The sequence below is a fragment of the Exiguobacterium sp. s150 genome (genome assembly GCF_018618435.1).
Classification (GTDB): Bacteria; Bacillota; Bacilli; order Exiguobacteriales; family Exiguobacteriaceae; genus Exiguobacterium; species Exiguobacterium alkaliphilum.
In genome coordinates this window covers 15193-29920 of the sequence record NZ_JACSMC010000007.1, presented here as the reverse complement: position 1 = coordinate 29920, position 14728 = coordinate 15193, and the positions used below count along the sequence as shown (strand labels likewise).

The 14728-nt window shown below is 52.5% G+C and carries 12 protein-coding genes; 11 read left to right on the top strand and 1 reads right to left on the bottom strand.

What is annotated here, in order from left to right:
- Nucleotides 1-48 precede the first annotated feature (48 nt).
- The 10 genes from pyk to coaE all read left to right on the top strand — a co-directional run bounded on the left by pyk (nt 49) and on the right by coaE (nt 12851).
- Nucleotides 49-1791, top strand: coding sequence for a pyruvate kinase (gene pyk, locus KNP76_RS05610; protein WP_214843401.1), 1743 nt, complete (start codon nt 49-51; stop codon nt 1789-1791).
- Nucleotides 1792-1857: 66 nt separating this feature from the next.
- The gene (locus KNP76_RS05605) at nt 1858-2322 is read left to right on the top strand and encodes a DUF441 domain-containing protein (protein ID WP_214843399.1); all 465 of its coding nucleotides are present in this window, start codon (nt 1858-1860) and stop codon (nt 2320-2322) included.
- 185 nt (nt 2323-2507) lie between these two features.
- Complete coding sequence (gene citZ / locus KNP76_RS05600; RefSeq protein WP_214843397.1) at nt 2508-3620, top strand: citrate synthase; 1113 nt, start codon at nt 2508-2510, stop codon at nt 3618-3620.
- 113 nt (nt 3621-3733) lie between these two features.
- The gene (gene icd, locus KNP76_RS05595) at nt 3734-5002 is read left to right on the top strand and encodes an NADP-dependent isocitrate dehydrogenase (protein WP_214843510.1); all 1269 of its coding nucleotides are present in this window, start codon (nt 3734-3736) and stop codon (nt 5000-5002) included.
- Nucleotides 5003-5032: 30 nt separating this feature from the next.
- The gene (gene mdh, locus KNP76_RS05590; RefSeq protein WP_214843395.1) at nt 5033-5968 is read left to right on the top strand and encodes a malate dehydrogenase; all 936 of its coding nucleotides are present in this window, start codon (nt 5033-5035) and stop codon (nt 5966-5968) included.
- Between the two features lie 185 nt (nt 5969-6153).
- Entirely contained in the window at nt 6154-6858 is a 705-nt protein-coding gene (locus KNP76_RS05585; RefSeq protein ID WP_214843393.1) for a response regulator transcription factor, read from the top strand.
- Nucleotides 6855-8582 carry a two-component system histidine kinase PnpS gene (gene pnpS / locus KNP76_RS05580; RefSeq protein WP_034814784.1) on the top strand — a complete coding sequence of 576 codons (1728 nt, stop codon included), beginning with the start codon at nt 6855-6857 and terminating at the stop codon, nt 8580-8582. Before KNP76_RS05585 ends, pnpS begins: the two co-directional genes overlap by 4 nt.
- A 208-nt stretch (nt 8583-8790) precedes the next feature.
- Complete coding sequence (gene polA / locus KNP76_RS05575; protein WP_214843391.1) at nt 8791-11388, top strand: DNA polymerase I; 2598 nt, start codon at nt 8791-8793, stop codon at nt 11386-11388.
- Between the two features lie 20 nt (nt 11389-11408).
- Entirely contained in the window at nt 11409-12233 is an 825-nt protein-coding gene (gene mutM, locus KNP76_RS05570) for a DNA-formamidopyrimidine glycosylase (protein WP_214843390.1), read from the top strand.
- A gap of 12 nt (nt 12234-12245) precedes the next feature.
- On the top strand, nt 12246-12851 hold the full coding sequence (gene coaE, locus KNP76_RS05565) for a dephospho-CoA kinase (RefSeq protein ID WP_214843388.1): 606 nt from the start codon (nt 12246-12248) through the stop codon (nt 12849-12851).
- 45 nt (nt 12852-12896) lie between these two features.
- On the opposite strand, the gene KNP76_RS05560 is transcribed toward coaE, so the two are convergent.
- Nucleotides 12897-13379 (bottom strand): site-2 protease family protein, encoded by a 483-nt coding sequence (locus KNP76_RS05560; protein ID WP_034814791.1) that lies wholly within the window; start codon nt 13377-13379, stop codon nt 12897-12899.
- 154 nt (nt 13380-13533) lie between these two features.
- Here KNP76_RS05560 and KNP76_RS05555 point away from each other — a divergent pair, with 154 nt between their 5' ends.
- Nucleotides 13534-14565, top strand: coding sequence for a glyceraldehyde-3-phosphate dehydrogenase (locus tag KNP76_RS05555; protein WP_214843386.1), 1032 nt, complete (start codon nt 13534-13536; stop codon nt 14563-14565).
- Nucleotides 14566-14728 lie beyond the last annotated feature (163 nt).

Below are 14728 nucleotides of genomic sequence, written 5' to 3'. Positions count from 1 at the left end.
CCGTTTTCTGTGTGTAAATGTAATACATCCCCTAGGAGGTTTTTATTTATGCGTAGAACGAAAATTGTATGTACGATTGGACCAGCTTCAGAGAAACGTCTTCCGGAAATGATTGAAGCCGGTATGAACGTCGCCCGTCTCAACTTCTCACACGGTGACTATGAAGAGCACGGCGCACGTATCCGCGACATCCGCGAAGCAGCAAAAGCTGCCGGCAAAGTCGTGACGGTTCTTCTTGACACGAAAGGTCCTGAAATCCGTACACATACGTTTGAAGACGGAAAAGCACTCCTCGAAAAAGGAAAAGAAGTCATCATCGTCTCGACAGAAGAAATCGTCGGAACGAAAGATCGTTTCTCGGTCACGTACGAAGGTCTCTACGAAGACGTTGAAGTCGGGTCACGCATCATGCTCGATGACGGACTCATCGGTCTCCTTGTCGTTGAGAAGCTCCCGAACCGTGATCTTCGCTGCGTCATCGAAAACGAAGGCGTTATCAAGACGAAGAAAGGTGTCAACTTGCCTAACGTCAAGGTAAACCTTCCTGCCCTTACAGACAAAGACATCGCCGACATCGAGTTCGGGATTTCACAAGACATCGATGTCATCGCGGCATCGTTCGTCCGCCGTGCGTCTGACGTCGTTGAGATTCGTCAACTTCTTGAACGCAACAACGCGTCACACATCAAGATTTACCCGAAAATCGAGAACCAAGAAGGTGTCGACAACATCGACGAAATCTTGGCAATCTCTGACGGTTTGATGGTCGCTCGTGGTGACCTCGGAATCGAGATCCCAACAGAAGAAGTCACACCAGTTCAAAAAGAATTGATCAAGAAGTGTAACGACCTCGGGAAACCGGTCATCACGGCTACACAAATGCTCGACTCAATGCAACGCAACCCACGTCCGACACGTGCGGAAGCATCTGACGTTGCCAACGCCATCCTTGATGGGACAGATGCAGTCATGCTCTCTGGTGAGACGGCTGCCGGGGACTACCCAATCGAGTCAGTTCAAATGCAAGCAGCGATCGCTGTTCGCACGGAACAAATGCTCGACTACAAAAACTTGCTCAAAGATCGTCAGAAGCGCAGTGAGCACACGGTGACGGATGCGATCTCACAAGCGGTTGCCCACACGGCAATCAACTTGAACGCGAAAGCGATCTTGACACCGACACAATCAGGTTACACGGCTGCTCGTACAGCGAAGTATCGTCCAGAGGCGAACATCATCGCGGTCACAGAGTCAGAGCGTGTGGCACGTCAATTGAACCTCGTTTGGGGCGTGTACCCAATCGTGGCTGACACGATGCCAAACAACACGGATGAGATGTTGGTACAAGCTTCAGAAGCAGCTCGTAACGCTGGATTTGTTACAGACGGTGACCTCGTCGTGATCTCGGCTGGTATCCCGGCTGCGACTGCTGGAACGACGAACATGATGAAAGTTCACATCGTCGGTCACGCCCTCGCGAACGGACGCGGCATCGGTGAGCGCGGTCTCGTCGGCGAAGTCGTGGTTGCGAACAATGCGGAAGAAGCGAACGCGAAAGCGAAAGAGGGTATGATCCTCGTCGCACCGTTCACAGATAAAGAAATGATGCCAGCGATTGAAAAAGCGGCTGGAATCATCACGGAAGACGGCGGATTGACGAGCCATGCCGGCATCGTCGGACCATCGCTTCGTAAACCAGTCATCGTCGGTGTCGAGTCTGCGACATCAACGCTCCGTGACGGTCAGATGATTTCGATCGACCCACTTACTGGTAAAATCTACAACGCGTAATCGAATGCCAATCGAACCGACTCTCTCATGAGTCGGTTCTTTTTCCATTCAGAAAGAGAGTCTATGATGAGTGCGTATTTATTCTTATTGCTGCTCGTGTTGATCGGGGTTATCTCCCATAACCAGTCGGTCATCATCGCCAGCAGCGTCCTATTGATTATTAAAGCCGTTGGGTTCGGCGACCAACTGTTCCCGACGCTCGCCTCAAAAGGTATCCATTGGGGCGTGACGATTATCACGATTGCCGTGCTCGTCCCGATTGCGACCGGTGACATCGGGTTTAGGGAATTGTGGAATAGTATTAAAGGGCCGGTCGGCATCATCGCGTTCGCTTCCGGGATCTTCGTCGCGCTCGCCGCGGCCCAGGGCGTTCAACTCATGCGCGTCGACCCGGTCGTGACGACGGCACTCCTCGCCGGTACCATCCTAGCCGTCGGTTTCATGAAAGGCGTGCCGGTTGGACCGCTGATTGGAGCCGGGATCGCCGCTTTGATTTTAGGTGGATTTAGCCTGTTAGAAAAATGGTTCTGACATTTTTTGACGGTTGGATACGCTTACATTTCTTTTTTTCAGTAAATTGTTTATACTAGATAAAGGACAGGGTGGAGCGAGCTCGAAACGGATTGGGGAAAGTGTTCGACTTCCCGCCCTTATTCCCTACACAACAGACTGTATGATGCGGTCGATCACTTTTAAAGACTGAGGGGGAGTTATTGATGTCAACGACAAAAGGATTAGAAGGAATTGTGGCAGCGGCCTCAAAAGTCAGTTCGATCATCGACGGACAATTGACTTACGGAGGATACACAATCGACGATTTGGCGGACCACGCCACTTTTGAAGAGGTTGTTTTCCTATTATGGAACGACCGTCTTCCAAAAGCAGATGAATTAACTGAGCTCTCTGAAGCGCTCGTGAAAGAAGCCAAATTACCAGAAGACGTCATCGGGACGCTCGAACGGGTGCCGAAATCGGCGAACGCGATGGCGACGATTCGCACAGCGCTCTCGCAACTCGCTCTTTATGACGACGAGTCAGAAGATATGAGTGACGAGGCGAACATGCGTAAAGCGATTCGGCTTCAAGCGCAAATCGCGACGATCGTGACGGCGTTCGCACGACTTCGTAAAGGGGAGCAACCCGTCGCGCCGAAGCAAGGCTTGTCGTATGCGGCCAACTTCCTCTACATGTTGAACGGAGAAGAGCCGAGTGAAGTCGCTGAGAAGACGATCGACAAAGCGCTCATCTTGCACGCCGACCATGAATTGAACGCATCGACGTTCACGGCCCGCGTCTGTGTCGCGACACTCTCGGATATGTATTCGGGCGTGACGGCGGCGATGGGTGCATTGAAAGGCCCGCTCCACGGCGGTGCCAACGAGGCGGTCATGAAGATGTTGCATGAAATCGGATCGGTCGATAAAGTCGAGGATTACGTTCGCGGCAAGTTCGAGCGTCGTGAGAAAATCATGGGCTTCGGTCACCGCGTCTACAAGGACGGCGACCCACGGGCGAAACACTTGAAAGAGATGAGTCGTCAATTGACAGCCCAAATCGGTGAGCCGGAATGGTACGAGATGTCGGAGAAAATCGACCACCTCGTCGAGACGGAAAAAGGCTTGAAGCCGAACGTCGATTTCTATTCGGCATCCACATACTATGCGCTCGGTCTTGACGAAGAGTTGTTCACGCCGATTTTCGCCGTGTCACGGATGTCTGGGTGGATCGCCCACATCCTCGAGCAATACGCAGACAACCGTCTCATCCGTCCACGTGCGGAATATGTCGGCGAAGCGCATCGTTCTTACGTGCCGGTCAACGAGCGCTAAGGCGAACGAAAAAGATCGAGTCACAATTTAGACATAAACTTTGGTAAACTAACAAGTGACGTAGGTCGGCGCAAGCGTCGGCCTACAGTAATGTACTTAGGGGGATTCATATGTTGACACAAGGTCAGAAAATTACTGTAGAAAACGGTGCGCTCAACGTACCAAACGTACCAACGATTCCATTCATCATCGGGGACGGCACAGGTCCTGATATTTGGAACGCAGCAGTTCGCGTCTTTGATGCAGCTGTCGAGAAGGCATATGGCGGCGAGAAGAAAATCGAATGGATGGAAGTGTACGCTGGGGAGAAGGCGTTCAACCAAAAAGGTGAATGGCTCCCGAACGAGACGCTTGATGAAATCCGTGAATATTTGATTGCCATCAAAGGTCCATTGACGACGCCGGTCGGCGGCGGGATTCGCTCACTCAACGTCGCACTCCGTCAAGAACTCGACTTGTACACATGCTTGCGCCCGGTCCGTTACTTTACAGGCGTTCCTTCACCGGTCAAACGCCCAGAGGATACAGACATGATCATCTTCCGCGAGAACACAGAAGACATCTACGCAGGGATCGAGTACGCATCAGGCAGCGACGAAGTGAAGAAGTTGATTACTTTCTTGAAAGAAGAGATGAACGTCAACAAGATCCGTTTCCCAGAAACATCTGGTATCGGCATCAAGCCGGTCTCGTCTGAAGGAACGAAACGCCTTGTTCGTGCCGCGCTCGAGTACGCGATCGCGAACAACCGTAAATCGCTCACGCTCGTCCATAAAGGCAACATCATGAAGTTCACAGAAGGCGCCTTCAAAAACTGGGGCTACGAGCTCGCTGAGGCAGAATACGGCGACAAAGTCTTCACATGGGCACAGTATGACCGCATCAAAGAAGAGTCAGGCGAAGCGGCTGCAAACGATGCACAAGCTAAAGCCGAGGCAGAAGGTAAAATCATCGTAAAAGATTCGATTGCCGACATCTTCTTGCAACAGATTTTGACACGTCCGCGTGAGTTCGATGTCGTCGCGACGATGAACTTGAACGGTGACTACATCTCGGACGCACTCGCTGCCCAAGTCGGCGGAATCGGGATCGCACCTGGAGCGAACATCAACTACGTGACAGGCCACGCCATTTTCGAAGCGACACACGGGACGGCACCGAAGTATGCCGGCCTCGACAAGGTCAACCCGTCATCGGTCATCTTGTCTGGAGAAATGATGCTCCGTCATATGAACTGGAACGAAGCGGCTGACCTCATCATCAACTCGATGGAGAAAACGATCGCTTCAAAAGTCGTCACGTACGATTTTGCCCGTCTCATGGACGGCGCGACAGAAGTGAAGTGTTCAGAGTTTGCGGATGAATTGATCAAAAACATGTAAGACATCAGCCAAACCAAGGGGGAGAGCACAATGATTCGTCGCAATAAGATCTCGGTGATCGGTAGCGGATTCACAGGCGCCACGACGGCACTGTATTTGGCTCAAAAAGAACTCGGTAACGTCGTCCTGCTCGATATGAAAGACAACGAAAACCCGACGAAAGGAAAGGCGCTCGATATGCAAGAGACGGCGCCGATTCAAGGGTTTGATGCGTGGATCACCGGGACGTCAGACTATGCGGACACGGCCGGGTCAGATATCGTCGTCATCACGGCAGGCATCGCGCGCAAGCCAGGCATGAGTCGGGACGACCTCGTCTCGACGAACGCCAACGTGATGCGAGCGGTCACGAAAGAAGTGGCACGATATTCACCAGATGCGATTTTGATCGTCTTGACGAACCCGGTCGACGCGATGACGTATGCCGCGTTCAAAGAGTCGGGCTTCCCGAAAGAACGTGTCATCGGACAATCGGGTGTCCTCGATACGGCAAGATTCCGGACGTTCGTCGCCGAGGCGTTGAACGTCTCGGTGAAAGACGTCTCCGGCTTCGTGCTCGGTGGGCACGGGGATGACATGGTCCCGCTCATCCGCTATTCGTATGCAGGGGGCATCCCGCTCGAGAAACTGTTGTCGCATGACCAAATCGAAGCGATTGTGAATCGGACTCGAAAAGGTGGCGGAGAAATTGTCCAGCTCCTTGGGAACGGGTCGGCCTACTATGCGCCGGCTGCCGCCATCGTCGAGATGGTCGAAGCGATTTTAAAAGACCAGCGTCGAATCTTGCCGGCCATCGCGTATCTCGACGGCGAATACGGTTTCCACGACCTCTACCTTGGTGTCCCGACGATTCTTGGCGCGAACGGGATTGAGCGTGTGCTCGAACTTGAGTTGACGGAAGACGAGACGGCTGCGCTTCAGCGTTCAGCCGACTCCGTCCGGTCTGTCTTGAACGTCCTTACATGACGAGGAAGTCCTGTCCACAATCGTGGGCAGGACTTTTTTGTGGAGATGAAACGGATTGGATCGTGCTACACTTGGGATAGAACGTGGATTTGTTTTGTTTTTGTAAAGATTTGCTTTGAAGTTGGTGTCGGGCGCGATTGCTTTGTAAAATGGAACATGAAGAAGACATTAGAGGAGGAACACGTGTGGCCGATAAAGTGATTGTTGTCGATGATGAAGTGTCGATTGCGACGTTGTTGAAATTTAACTTGGAGCAAGCAGGATTTGAAGTGGAGACTGCCCATGACGGGAAGACCGGTCTTGAGCTTGCGGAGAGACAAGACGCGGTACTCATCGTGCTCGATTTGATGTTGCCGGAGATAGACGGGCTCGAGGTATGCAAGCGACTGCGTCAACAAAAAGTAAATACTCCAATCTTGATGCTGACAGCAAAAGATGATGAGTTTGATAAAGTGCTCGGTCTCGAGCTCGGGGCGGACGATTATTTGACGAAACCGTTCAGCCCACGAGAAGTCGTCGCCCGCGTGAAAGCGATTCTTCGACGTTCGGCCCCGGCCGAGGTCGCCGCGGTCGATGAGGATGTCATCGAGATTGGTGACGTGAAGATCGTCACATCGAATTACGAGGTGTTCAAAAAAGGGGAACGTCTCGAACTGACCCCGAAAGAGTTCGAACTCCTCGCTTATTTGGCGAAGAACAAAGGGCGTGTCTTGACGCGAGATCAACTCTTGTCTGCGATTTGGAATTACGACTTTGTCGGGGACACGCGAATCGTCGATGTGCACATCAGCCACTTGCGCGAAAAGATTGAGCCGGTGACGAAGAAACCGTCATATATTAAGACGATTCGTGGACTCGGCTATAAGATGGAAGAGCCGATGTCCGAATGAAGACGTATCGCTCGCGCTTTTTAACGACGCTCATCCTGCTTGTCACGGGTGTGTTGCTCACGCTCGGGATCGTGCTCGGTCAGCTGTTCAAAGATTTCTACTTGGACTCGGAGCGCGACCGTTTGAAAGAAGATACGAAACTCGCCGCCCTATATCTCGATGGCGGGGAGTTGAACGAGATTCAAGATTATGTGGGCCAAATCGATGACGAGAGCAGTTTCGATATCTTACTGCTCAATCGAAACATGCAAGTCATCGCGGGTACCCCGTTCCGTGTCGGGTCGTTCGAATATCGCGTTGACCCGGAGACGATCTCGAGTGACGGGGAGTTCGGGAACGCCACACGTGACGACTTGATTCAGTTCACGAAACCGATCACGTTGTCGTCGGAGGAAACGGTGTACCTCAGCTTCATCCGTTACGTCTCGGATTTAGAGAGTGTATACAACCGCATTTGGATGACGATCGCTTTTGCCTTGTTCTTTTCATTCTTCATCATCTTGTTCGTGCTCCACAATTTGACGAACCAATTCATTCGGCCAATCGATGAGGCGACGATCGTCTTGCGCGAACTCGCCGATGGGAACTATCGGGCCCGCGTCTATGAGTTGCGAAACGATGCCGAGACGGGGAGTCTGGCCGGATCGATTAACGTCCTCGCGCGGAACCTCGAAACGATTTCACTCGGAGAGGCGGTCCAGCGGGCACGGCTCGAATCGCTCATCGAATATATGGGGGCCGGTCTTTTACTCGTCGACGAACGCGGCATCGTCACGCTCGTGAACCGGTCGTATCGGGACATGTTCCAATACGATGAGTTGATGATTGGCCAGTTTTATCACGGGATTTTACCGAGTCCGGACGTCGAGACGTTAATCGAAGACGTCTATTTGACCGAAGAACCGCATCGGCGTCAATTGTCGATTCGGACCGGATTCAATCAACGGACGTATATGGTATCGGCGGCGCCGATCTTCAGCGATACGGGGATGCTCCGTGGCACGACTCTCTTGTTCAACGATATTAGTGAACTAAAGCGGCTCGAGAAGATGCGCAAAGACTTCGTCGCCAACGTCAGTCACGAGTTGAAGACGCCGCTCACGTCGATTCGTGGCTTCAGTGAGACGCTCCTCGACGGGGCGAAAGAAGTGCCGGAGCTGCGAGACCAGTTCCTCGATATCATTCAAAAAGAAGCGACTCGGATGCAGATGCTCGTCGAAGATTTACTCGAATTGTCGCGGCTCGAACGGGAAGATTTTCATTTGGAGTTCACGCCAGTGCAGTTGAATCAACTTGTAGAAGAAGTAAGTCTCGTCTTGAGCCAGAAGGCTGAGCGGAAATCGATTCAACTCGAGACGCGGCACGACGGGGAAGTGATGCTCCAAGCCGACATGAACCGAATCAAGCAGGTGATTTTAAACCTCGTCGCGAACGCGATCAACTATTCACCGGAAGGCAGCCGGGTCGAAATCGCTGTCGAACGAAATGACGCGATAGGAAGGTTGATCGTCAAAGACAATGGCATTGGTATCGCCGAGAAAGAGATAAGCCGCATCTTTGAGCGGTTCTATCGCGTCGATAAGGCGCGGAGTCGGAACTCCGGTGGGACGGGACTCGGACTCGCTATCGTCAAGCACATCGTCGACCTCCATCATGCGACGATTCAAGTCGATAGCGTGGAAGGGGAAGGGACGACGTTCACGATTGAATTCCCCTTGCCTTAACAAGGAGTTCACGTTCTGTTCATACCGTCTTAACAAAGACTTGCTATTCTATAGACGAGACCTCTTCATCATCTCGTGTCGTGTCCGGTGCTCATCTCCACACGGGCGCGAAGGAGACCCTTTTCTAGTCACTAGAAAAGGGTCTTTTTTTTCGAACGCATGTGCCCGTATGATATGATGGAGTCAGAAGCGAATGGAGGTTACTAGAATGAATAAATTGCTGCTCCTTGATGGGAATTCTCTGACGTACCGTGCATTTTTCGCGCTGCCTCCGATGACGGATGCATCGGGCCGGAACACGAATGCGGTGTACGGGTTCACGATGATGCTATTGAAATTGATGGAAGATGAGCGACCGACGCATTTCACTGTCGCGTTCGATGCCTCGAAGAAGACGTTCCGCCACGATACATATGCGGACTATAAAGGGGGACGCGAGAAGACGCCGGGTGAGCTACGTGAACAGTTCCCGATCGTCCGCGAGATTTGTGAGGCGTTTGGCATCCAAGTGCTCGAGCTCGACAACTATGAGGCTGACGATATTATCGGGACGCTCTCGAAGCGAGACGAGTTCGACAACGTGACGATTGTGACGGGGGATAAAGACTTGTTACAACTGATTGATGACCGCGTCACCGTCTACTTGACGAAGCGGGGCATCACCGATGTCGAGACGATGGATGAAACGGCCTTTAAAGAGCGCTATGACGGTCTGAACCCGCGCCAGATGATCGATTTAAAAGGACTCATGGGCGATAAGTCGGATAACATTCCTGGTATCCCGGGTGTCGGAGAGAAGACGGCGCTGAAGCTATTGAACGCCTACGGATCGGTCGAAGGGTTGTATGCCCACACGGCTGAACTAAAAGGGAAACAAAAAGAGAAGGTAGAGGCGAACGAGCATGAAGCGAAGCTGTCGAAACAGCTCGCCACGATCCATACGGACGTACCGATTGAGGTCGACGTCGACCAGCTGGCGTTCCACCCGTATGACGTCTCGAAAGTGAAACCACTTTTCATGAGCCTGCAATTCAAATCGCTAATCGGCAAGCTTCAAACGGATGAAGATGCAGTCGAACCTGCCCCGAGGCAGGAGGTGACGCACATCGAGCTCGACGCCCAGGACTTGTCGCGTGCCGTGTTGTTCCTCGAGCAACTGCGTGAAGATTATTTCGAAGAACCGATGATCGGTGTCGCCATCGCCTCGAGTGCGGGCGTGACGGTCGGTGACGCCTCGCTCCTTAAGACCGATATCGTTAAAGAATGGCTGGCGGATGAAGCGCGCAGGACGATCTGTCTCGATGCGAAACAGACGATCATCCAGCTGAAACGAAACGGGCTCAAGCTTGTCGGGTACGAGGACTTGCTCGTGGCCGGTTATTTGCTCAACTTGTCAGGCGGGACGACGCTCGATTCGATTGCGGCCCACTTTGAACACACGTTACCGGAAGACGATGCCGTCTACGGCAAAGGGGCGAAGCGCCACATCCCGGAACGTGACGTGCTCGAGCAACATCTCGCCGAGAAAGCGATGGCGATTTTGTCGCTCTTCGACCATGTCGCCGCGGCGCTCGTCGAGAACGAACAGACGTCGCTCTATGAAGACTTAGAACGTCCGCTCGTCTCGGTCCTCGCCGAAATGGAATGGGCCGGTATTCACGTCGATGTGGCGACGTTGCAGGCGATGGAGCAAGATTTAGGTGGCCGGATCGAACAACTTGAGTCAGAGATTCACCATCTTGCCGGCGAAGCGTTCAATATTAACTCGCCGAAACAACTCGGCGTCATCTTATTTGAGAAGTTGGCGCTCCCGCCGGTCAAGAAGACGAAGACCGGCTATTCGACGGCGGCGGACGTGCTCGAGAAGCTGGCACCGCTCCATCCGATTATCGAACACATCATGCATTACCGAGAGCTCGGAAAACTCCAATCGACCTATGTCGAAGGGTTGCAAAAAGTCGTGAAGGAAGACGGGAAGATTCATACCCGTTACACGCAGACGCTGACGCAAACCGGGCGTCTCTCTTCGGTCAACCCGAACTTACAGAACATCCCGATTCGACTCGAGGAGGGACGCCGGATTCGTAAGGCGTTCACAGCAAGCGAACCGGGCTGGGTACTGTACGCTGTCGACTATTCACAAATCGAGTTACGGATCATGTCGCACATGTCCCAAGACGAGAAGATGCTCGATGCGTTCTTGCATGACGAAGACATCCATACCTCGACGGCAGCGAACGTTTTCAAAGTCGCCAAAGAGGATGTGACGTCGCTCATGCGCCGCCAAGCGAAGGCGGTCAACTTCGGTATCATCTATGGCATTAGTGATTATGGATTGTCACAAAACCTTGGGATTAGTCGAAAAGAAGCGCAAACGTTCATCGACACGTATTTCGAACAGTTCCCGGGCGTGAAACGATTCATGGACGAGGCGATTGAACGGGCACGTGAACACGGATACGTCGAGACGATGCTGAAGCGTCGTCGCAACATCCCAGACATCCATTCACGCAATTTCAATCTGCGTGGGTTCGCGGAGCGGACAGCCATCAACACCCCGATTCAAGGGACAGCGGCTGATATCATCAAGAAAGCGATGATTGACGTCGATCAGGCGCTTCGAACTTCGACACTCCAGTCGAAGTTATTGTTGCAAGTGCACGATGAACTCATCTTTGAAGGACCAAAAGAAGAGACCGAGGCGCTCGAGAAGCTCGTCAAACAGGCGATGGAGCACACGATTCAACTCGATGTACCGCTTCGCGCCGACGGTTCGTTCGGCGAGACGTGGTTTGATACAAAATAAAGACTAGAAAGGAACTTGTTATGCCTGAACTACCTGAAGTGGAGACGGTCTGTCGTCGATTACGGCCGTTCGTCTCCGGAAAAACGATTGAAGCCGTAGACGTGTTTGACGCAAAAATCATCCGTGGGCACGAGCCGGATCAGTTCGTCGAGCACTTGCTCGGTGAGACGATTCTAGACGTCGAGCGGCGTGGAAAGTTCATCTTATTCAAATTGACGAACGGATATCTCGTTTCGCACTTACGGATGGAAGGGAAATTCTTCCCGCATGACGAAAGAGTCAGTCCGGTCAAACATTCGCATGTCGTCTTCACGTTCACGGACGGGACGACGCTCCATTACAATGACGTCCGAAAGTTCGGGACGATGGAGTTGAAGACGAATGAGGAACTATTCGTCACACCCCCGCTGTCGCTTCTCGCGCTCGAGCCGTTCGATCCGGAAGTCACGGCCGAAGCGTTACACAGACGACTGAGCCGGATGAACGTCCGCGCCATCAAGACGGCGCTGCTTGACCAATCCATTTTTGTCGGACTCGGTAACATCTATGTCGATGAGACGCTGTTTCGGGCCGGTGTCCATCCGACCCGACCGGCAGCGAGCTTGTCATATGCTGAAGTCGAGAGGGTCCGGCAAGAGGCGATTGCCGTCTTGACCGAGGCGATTGAGCGAGGTGGGAGCACGATTCGGAGCTACACGAATCCAGACGGGGCGACCGGCACGTTCCAAGAGACACTTTACGTCTACGGACAGACCGGCAACCCGTGCCAGAAGTGCGACCGGTCGATTGAGAAGATGAAACTAGGCGGACGGGGTACGCATTACTGTCCGCACTGCCAACAGTAAGAGGTGGAGAAGATGTTGAAGATTGGTTTGACAGGCGGGATCGCGACCGGAAAGTCGACCGTCTCACGCCTGTTTCGACAACGTGGCATCCCGATTATCGATGCCGATCAAATTGCCCGTAAGGTCATCGAGCCGAATGGAAAAGCATTCGCCGCAGTCCGTGAAGCGTTCCCGGCGTGTTTCGACGGGGATCGATTGAATCGACCGGCGCTCGGGCGCGAGATTTTTCATGACGATGCGAAACGTCAACTCCTCAATCAACTCATGCACCCCGCCATCCGGGAAGAGATGGTCGAAGAGATGAAAGGGTACGCAGAGTCGGGCGAGACGGTCGTCATCTTCGACATCCCGCTCTTGTTCGAAGGGACGATGCGCGATCTTGTCGACTACACGGTCGTCGTCTATTGCCGGGAAGAGATTCAATTGATGCGGCTCATGGAACGGAACGGCTTGACGAAAGAGGAAGCACTCGCCCGGATTCATGCCCAAATCCCGATTAAAGAGAAAAAACATCAAGCGGACTACTTGATTAACAATAACGGGGCGCTCGGTGAACTGCCGCCTCAAGTCGATCGGCTCGTCAATCAGTTTCGAGACACGAAAAAAGAAGGCGTCTGACGCCTTCTTTCGTGAAGACGCATCCTCATACAAGGGGTGCGTCTTTTAATTGAGCGGGTCGGATTCGGGTCTACCTTTTCGCCACGTGTCATAGATGGCGCGACCGTCGCTCGGGTGACCGTTGGAATAGTAAATCGGGTAAAGTGAGAAGAAGATATAGTAGAACGAGAAGTAGGCGAACTGATACGTATAAATGGTCGGTTCGATTTCCCGTGCCAAGATGAATCCGTTCACGATTAAGATGCTCGCCAAGTTGAAAAGCGATCCTCCGGCGTAGACGAGGCTCCTCGTCAGACGATTGCTCACTTTTAAATCGGTGAATTGACACCACGCATCATAAAAGTAGACGCGATTGAACTGCAATCGGCCGACTTTGAATAATTTTTTCCCCGTACCAATCTCCATGTCGAGTGATCCACCGAACAGTTTCGCGAAAAAGAAATGACCGAATTGATGAATCAATGTCACGATCGGCAAGATGATGAAAAATGAAATGACGAATTTATCGATGTCGCCCCAACCAAACATAAAACATTGCTCCTTTCCGAGCTCTAGAACGAATTTCCCTCTTTTATAAAACTCAAACTGTAAAAAAGTGAAAGAAATGTGACGATTGATAGTGAAAACGCTTCCAATTATCCGTTATAATGGTGTCGTAACGCAGAAAAAAGGGGGAACTAGAATGGGGACGAAAGTGGCGATCAATGGATTTGGACGAATCGGGAGAATGGTGTTCCGGAAATTGATGCTTGAGGGCCGGCATGAGGTCGTGGCCATCAATGCGAGTTATCCAGCCGAGACGCTGGCGCATTTGATTAAACATGACACGGTCCACGGACCGTTCGGGTTGACGGTTCGAGCGCATGGGGATGCGCTTATCGTCGACGGGAAGCGAATCGAACTCGTGGCCGAGCGAGACCCGGAGAAGTTGCCGTGGCGCGAGCTCGACATTGAAATCGTCGTTGAAGCGACTGGGAAGTTCAATTCAGACATCGGTGCGTCGAAACATTTGACGGCCGGAGCGAAGAAAGTGATTTTGACGGCGCCTGGTAAAGGCGACGTGCGGACGATCGTGATGGGGGTCAATGATCGGGAGTACACACCGGAGCACGACCACATCATCTCGAACGCCTCGTGTACGACGAACTGTCTCGGACCGGTCGTCAAAGTGCTCGACTCGACGTTCGGGATCGAGACCGGTCTCGTGACGACGGTGCATGCGTACACGAACGACCAAAACAACATCGACAACCCGCATAAAGACTTACGTCGGGCCCGTGCTTGTGGTACTTCGATTATACCGACTTCGACAGGGGCCGCGAAATCGATAGGCCTCGTACTGCCAGAGCTTCAAGGTAAGTTGAACGGGATGGCGCTCCGGGTGCCGACCCCGAACGTCTCACTCGTCGACCTCGTCGTCGAATTGCGCCGGGACGTGACGGTCGATGAAGTGAACGAAGCGTTCGAACGTGCGGCCCATGGGGAGATGACGGGCATTCTCGGTGTATCGACCGAACCGCTCGTCTCCATCGATTTCAATGGCGATGAGCGCTCGTCCATCATCGATGCGGATTCGACGATGGTGATTGGAGGGAACCATGTCAAAGTACTCGCGTGGTATGACAACGAATGGGGCTATTCATGCCGTGTCGTCGATTTGTTGGACATGGTCGCGAGCTACCTTCAAATCGGGCAACAAGAAACCCACGCCTAAAAAAATATATTTATCGAAAAATATTTTTAAAGAAATGAAACAAATGTCTTGTAACGACGTCCCAAACACGATACACTCTAACTCGTGAACTTCAATTGGTCTGACAAACGCAACTTAAAGGGTTAGGACCTCTCTGGACTAACTTGCCCCCGTGGTTGTGGGC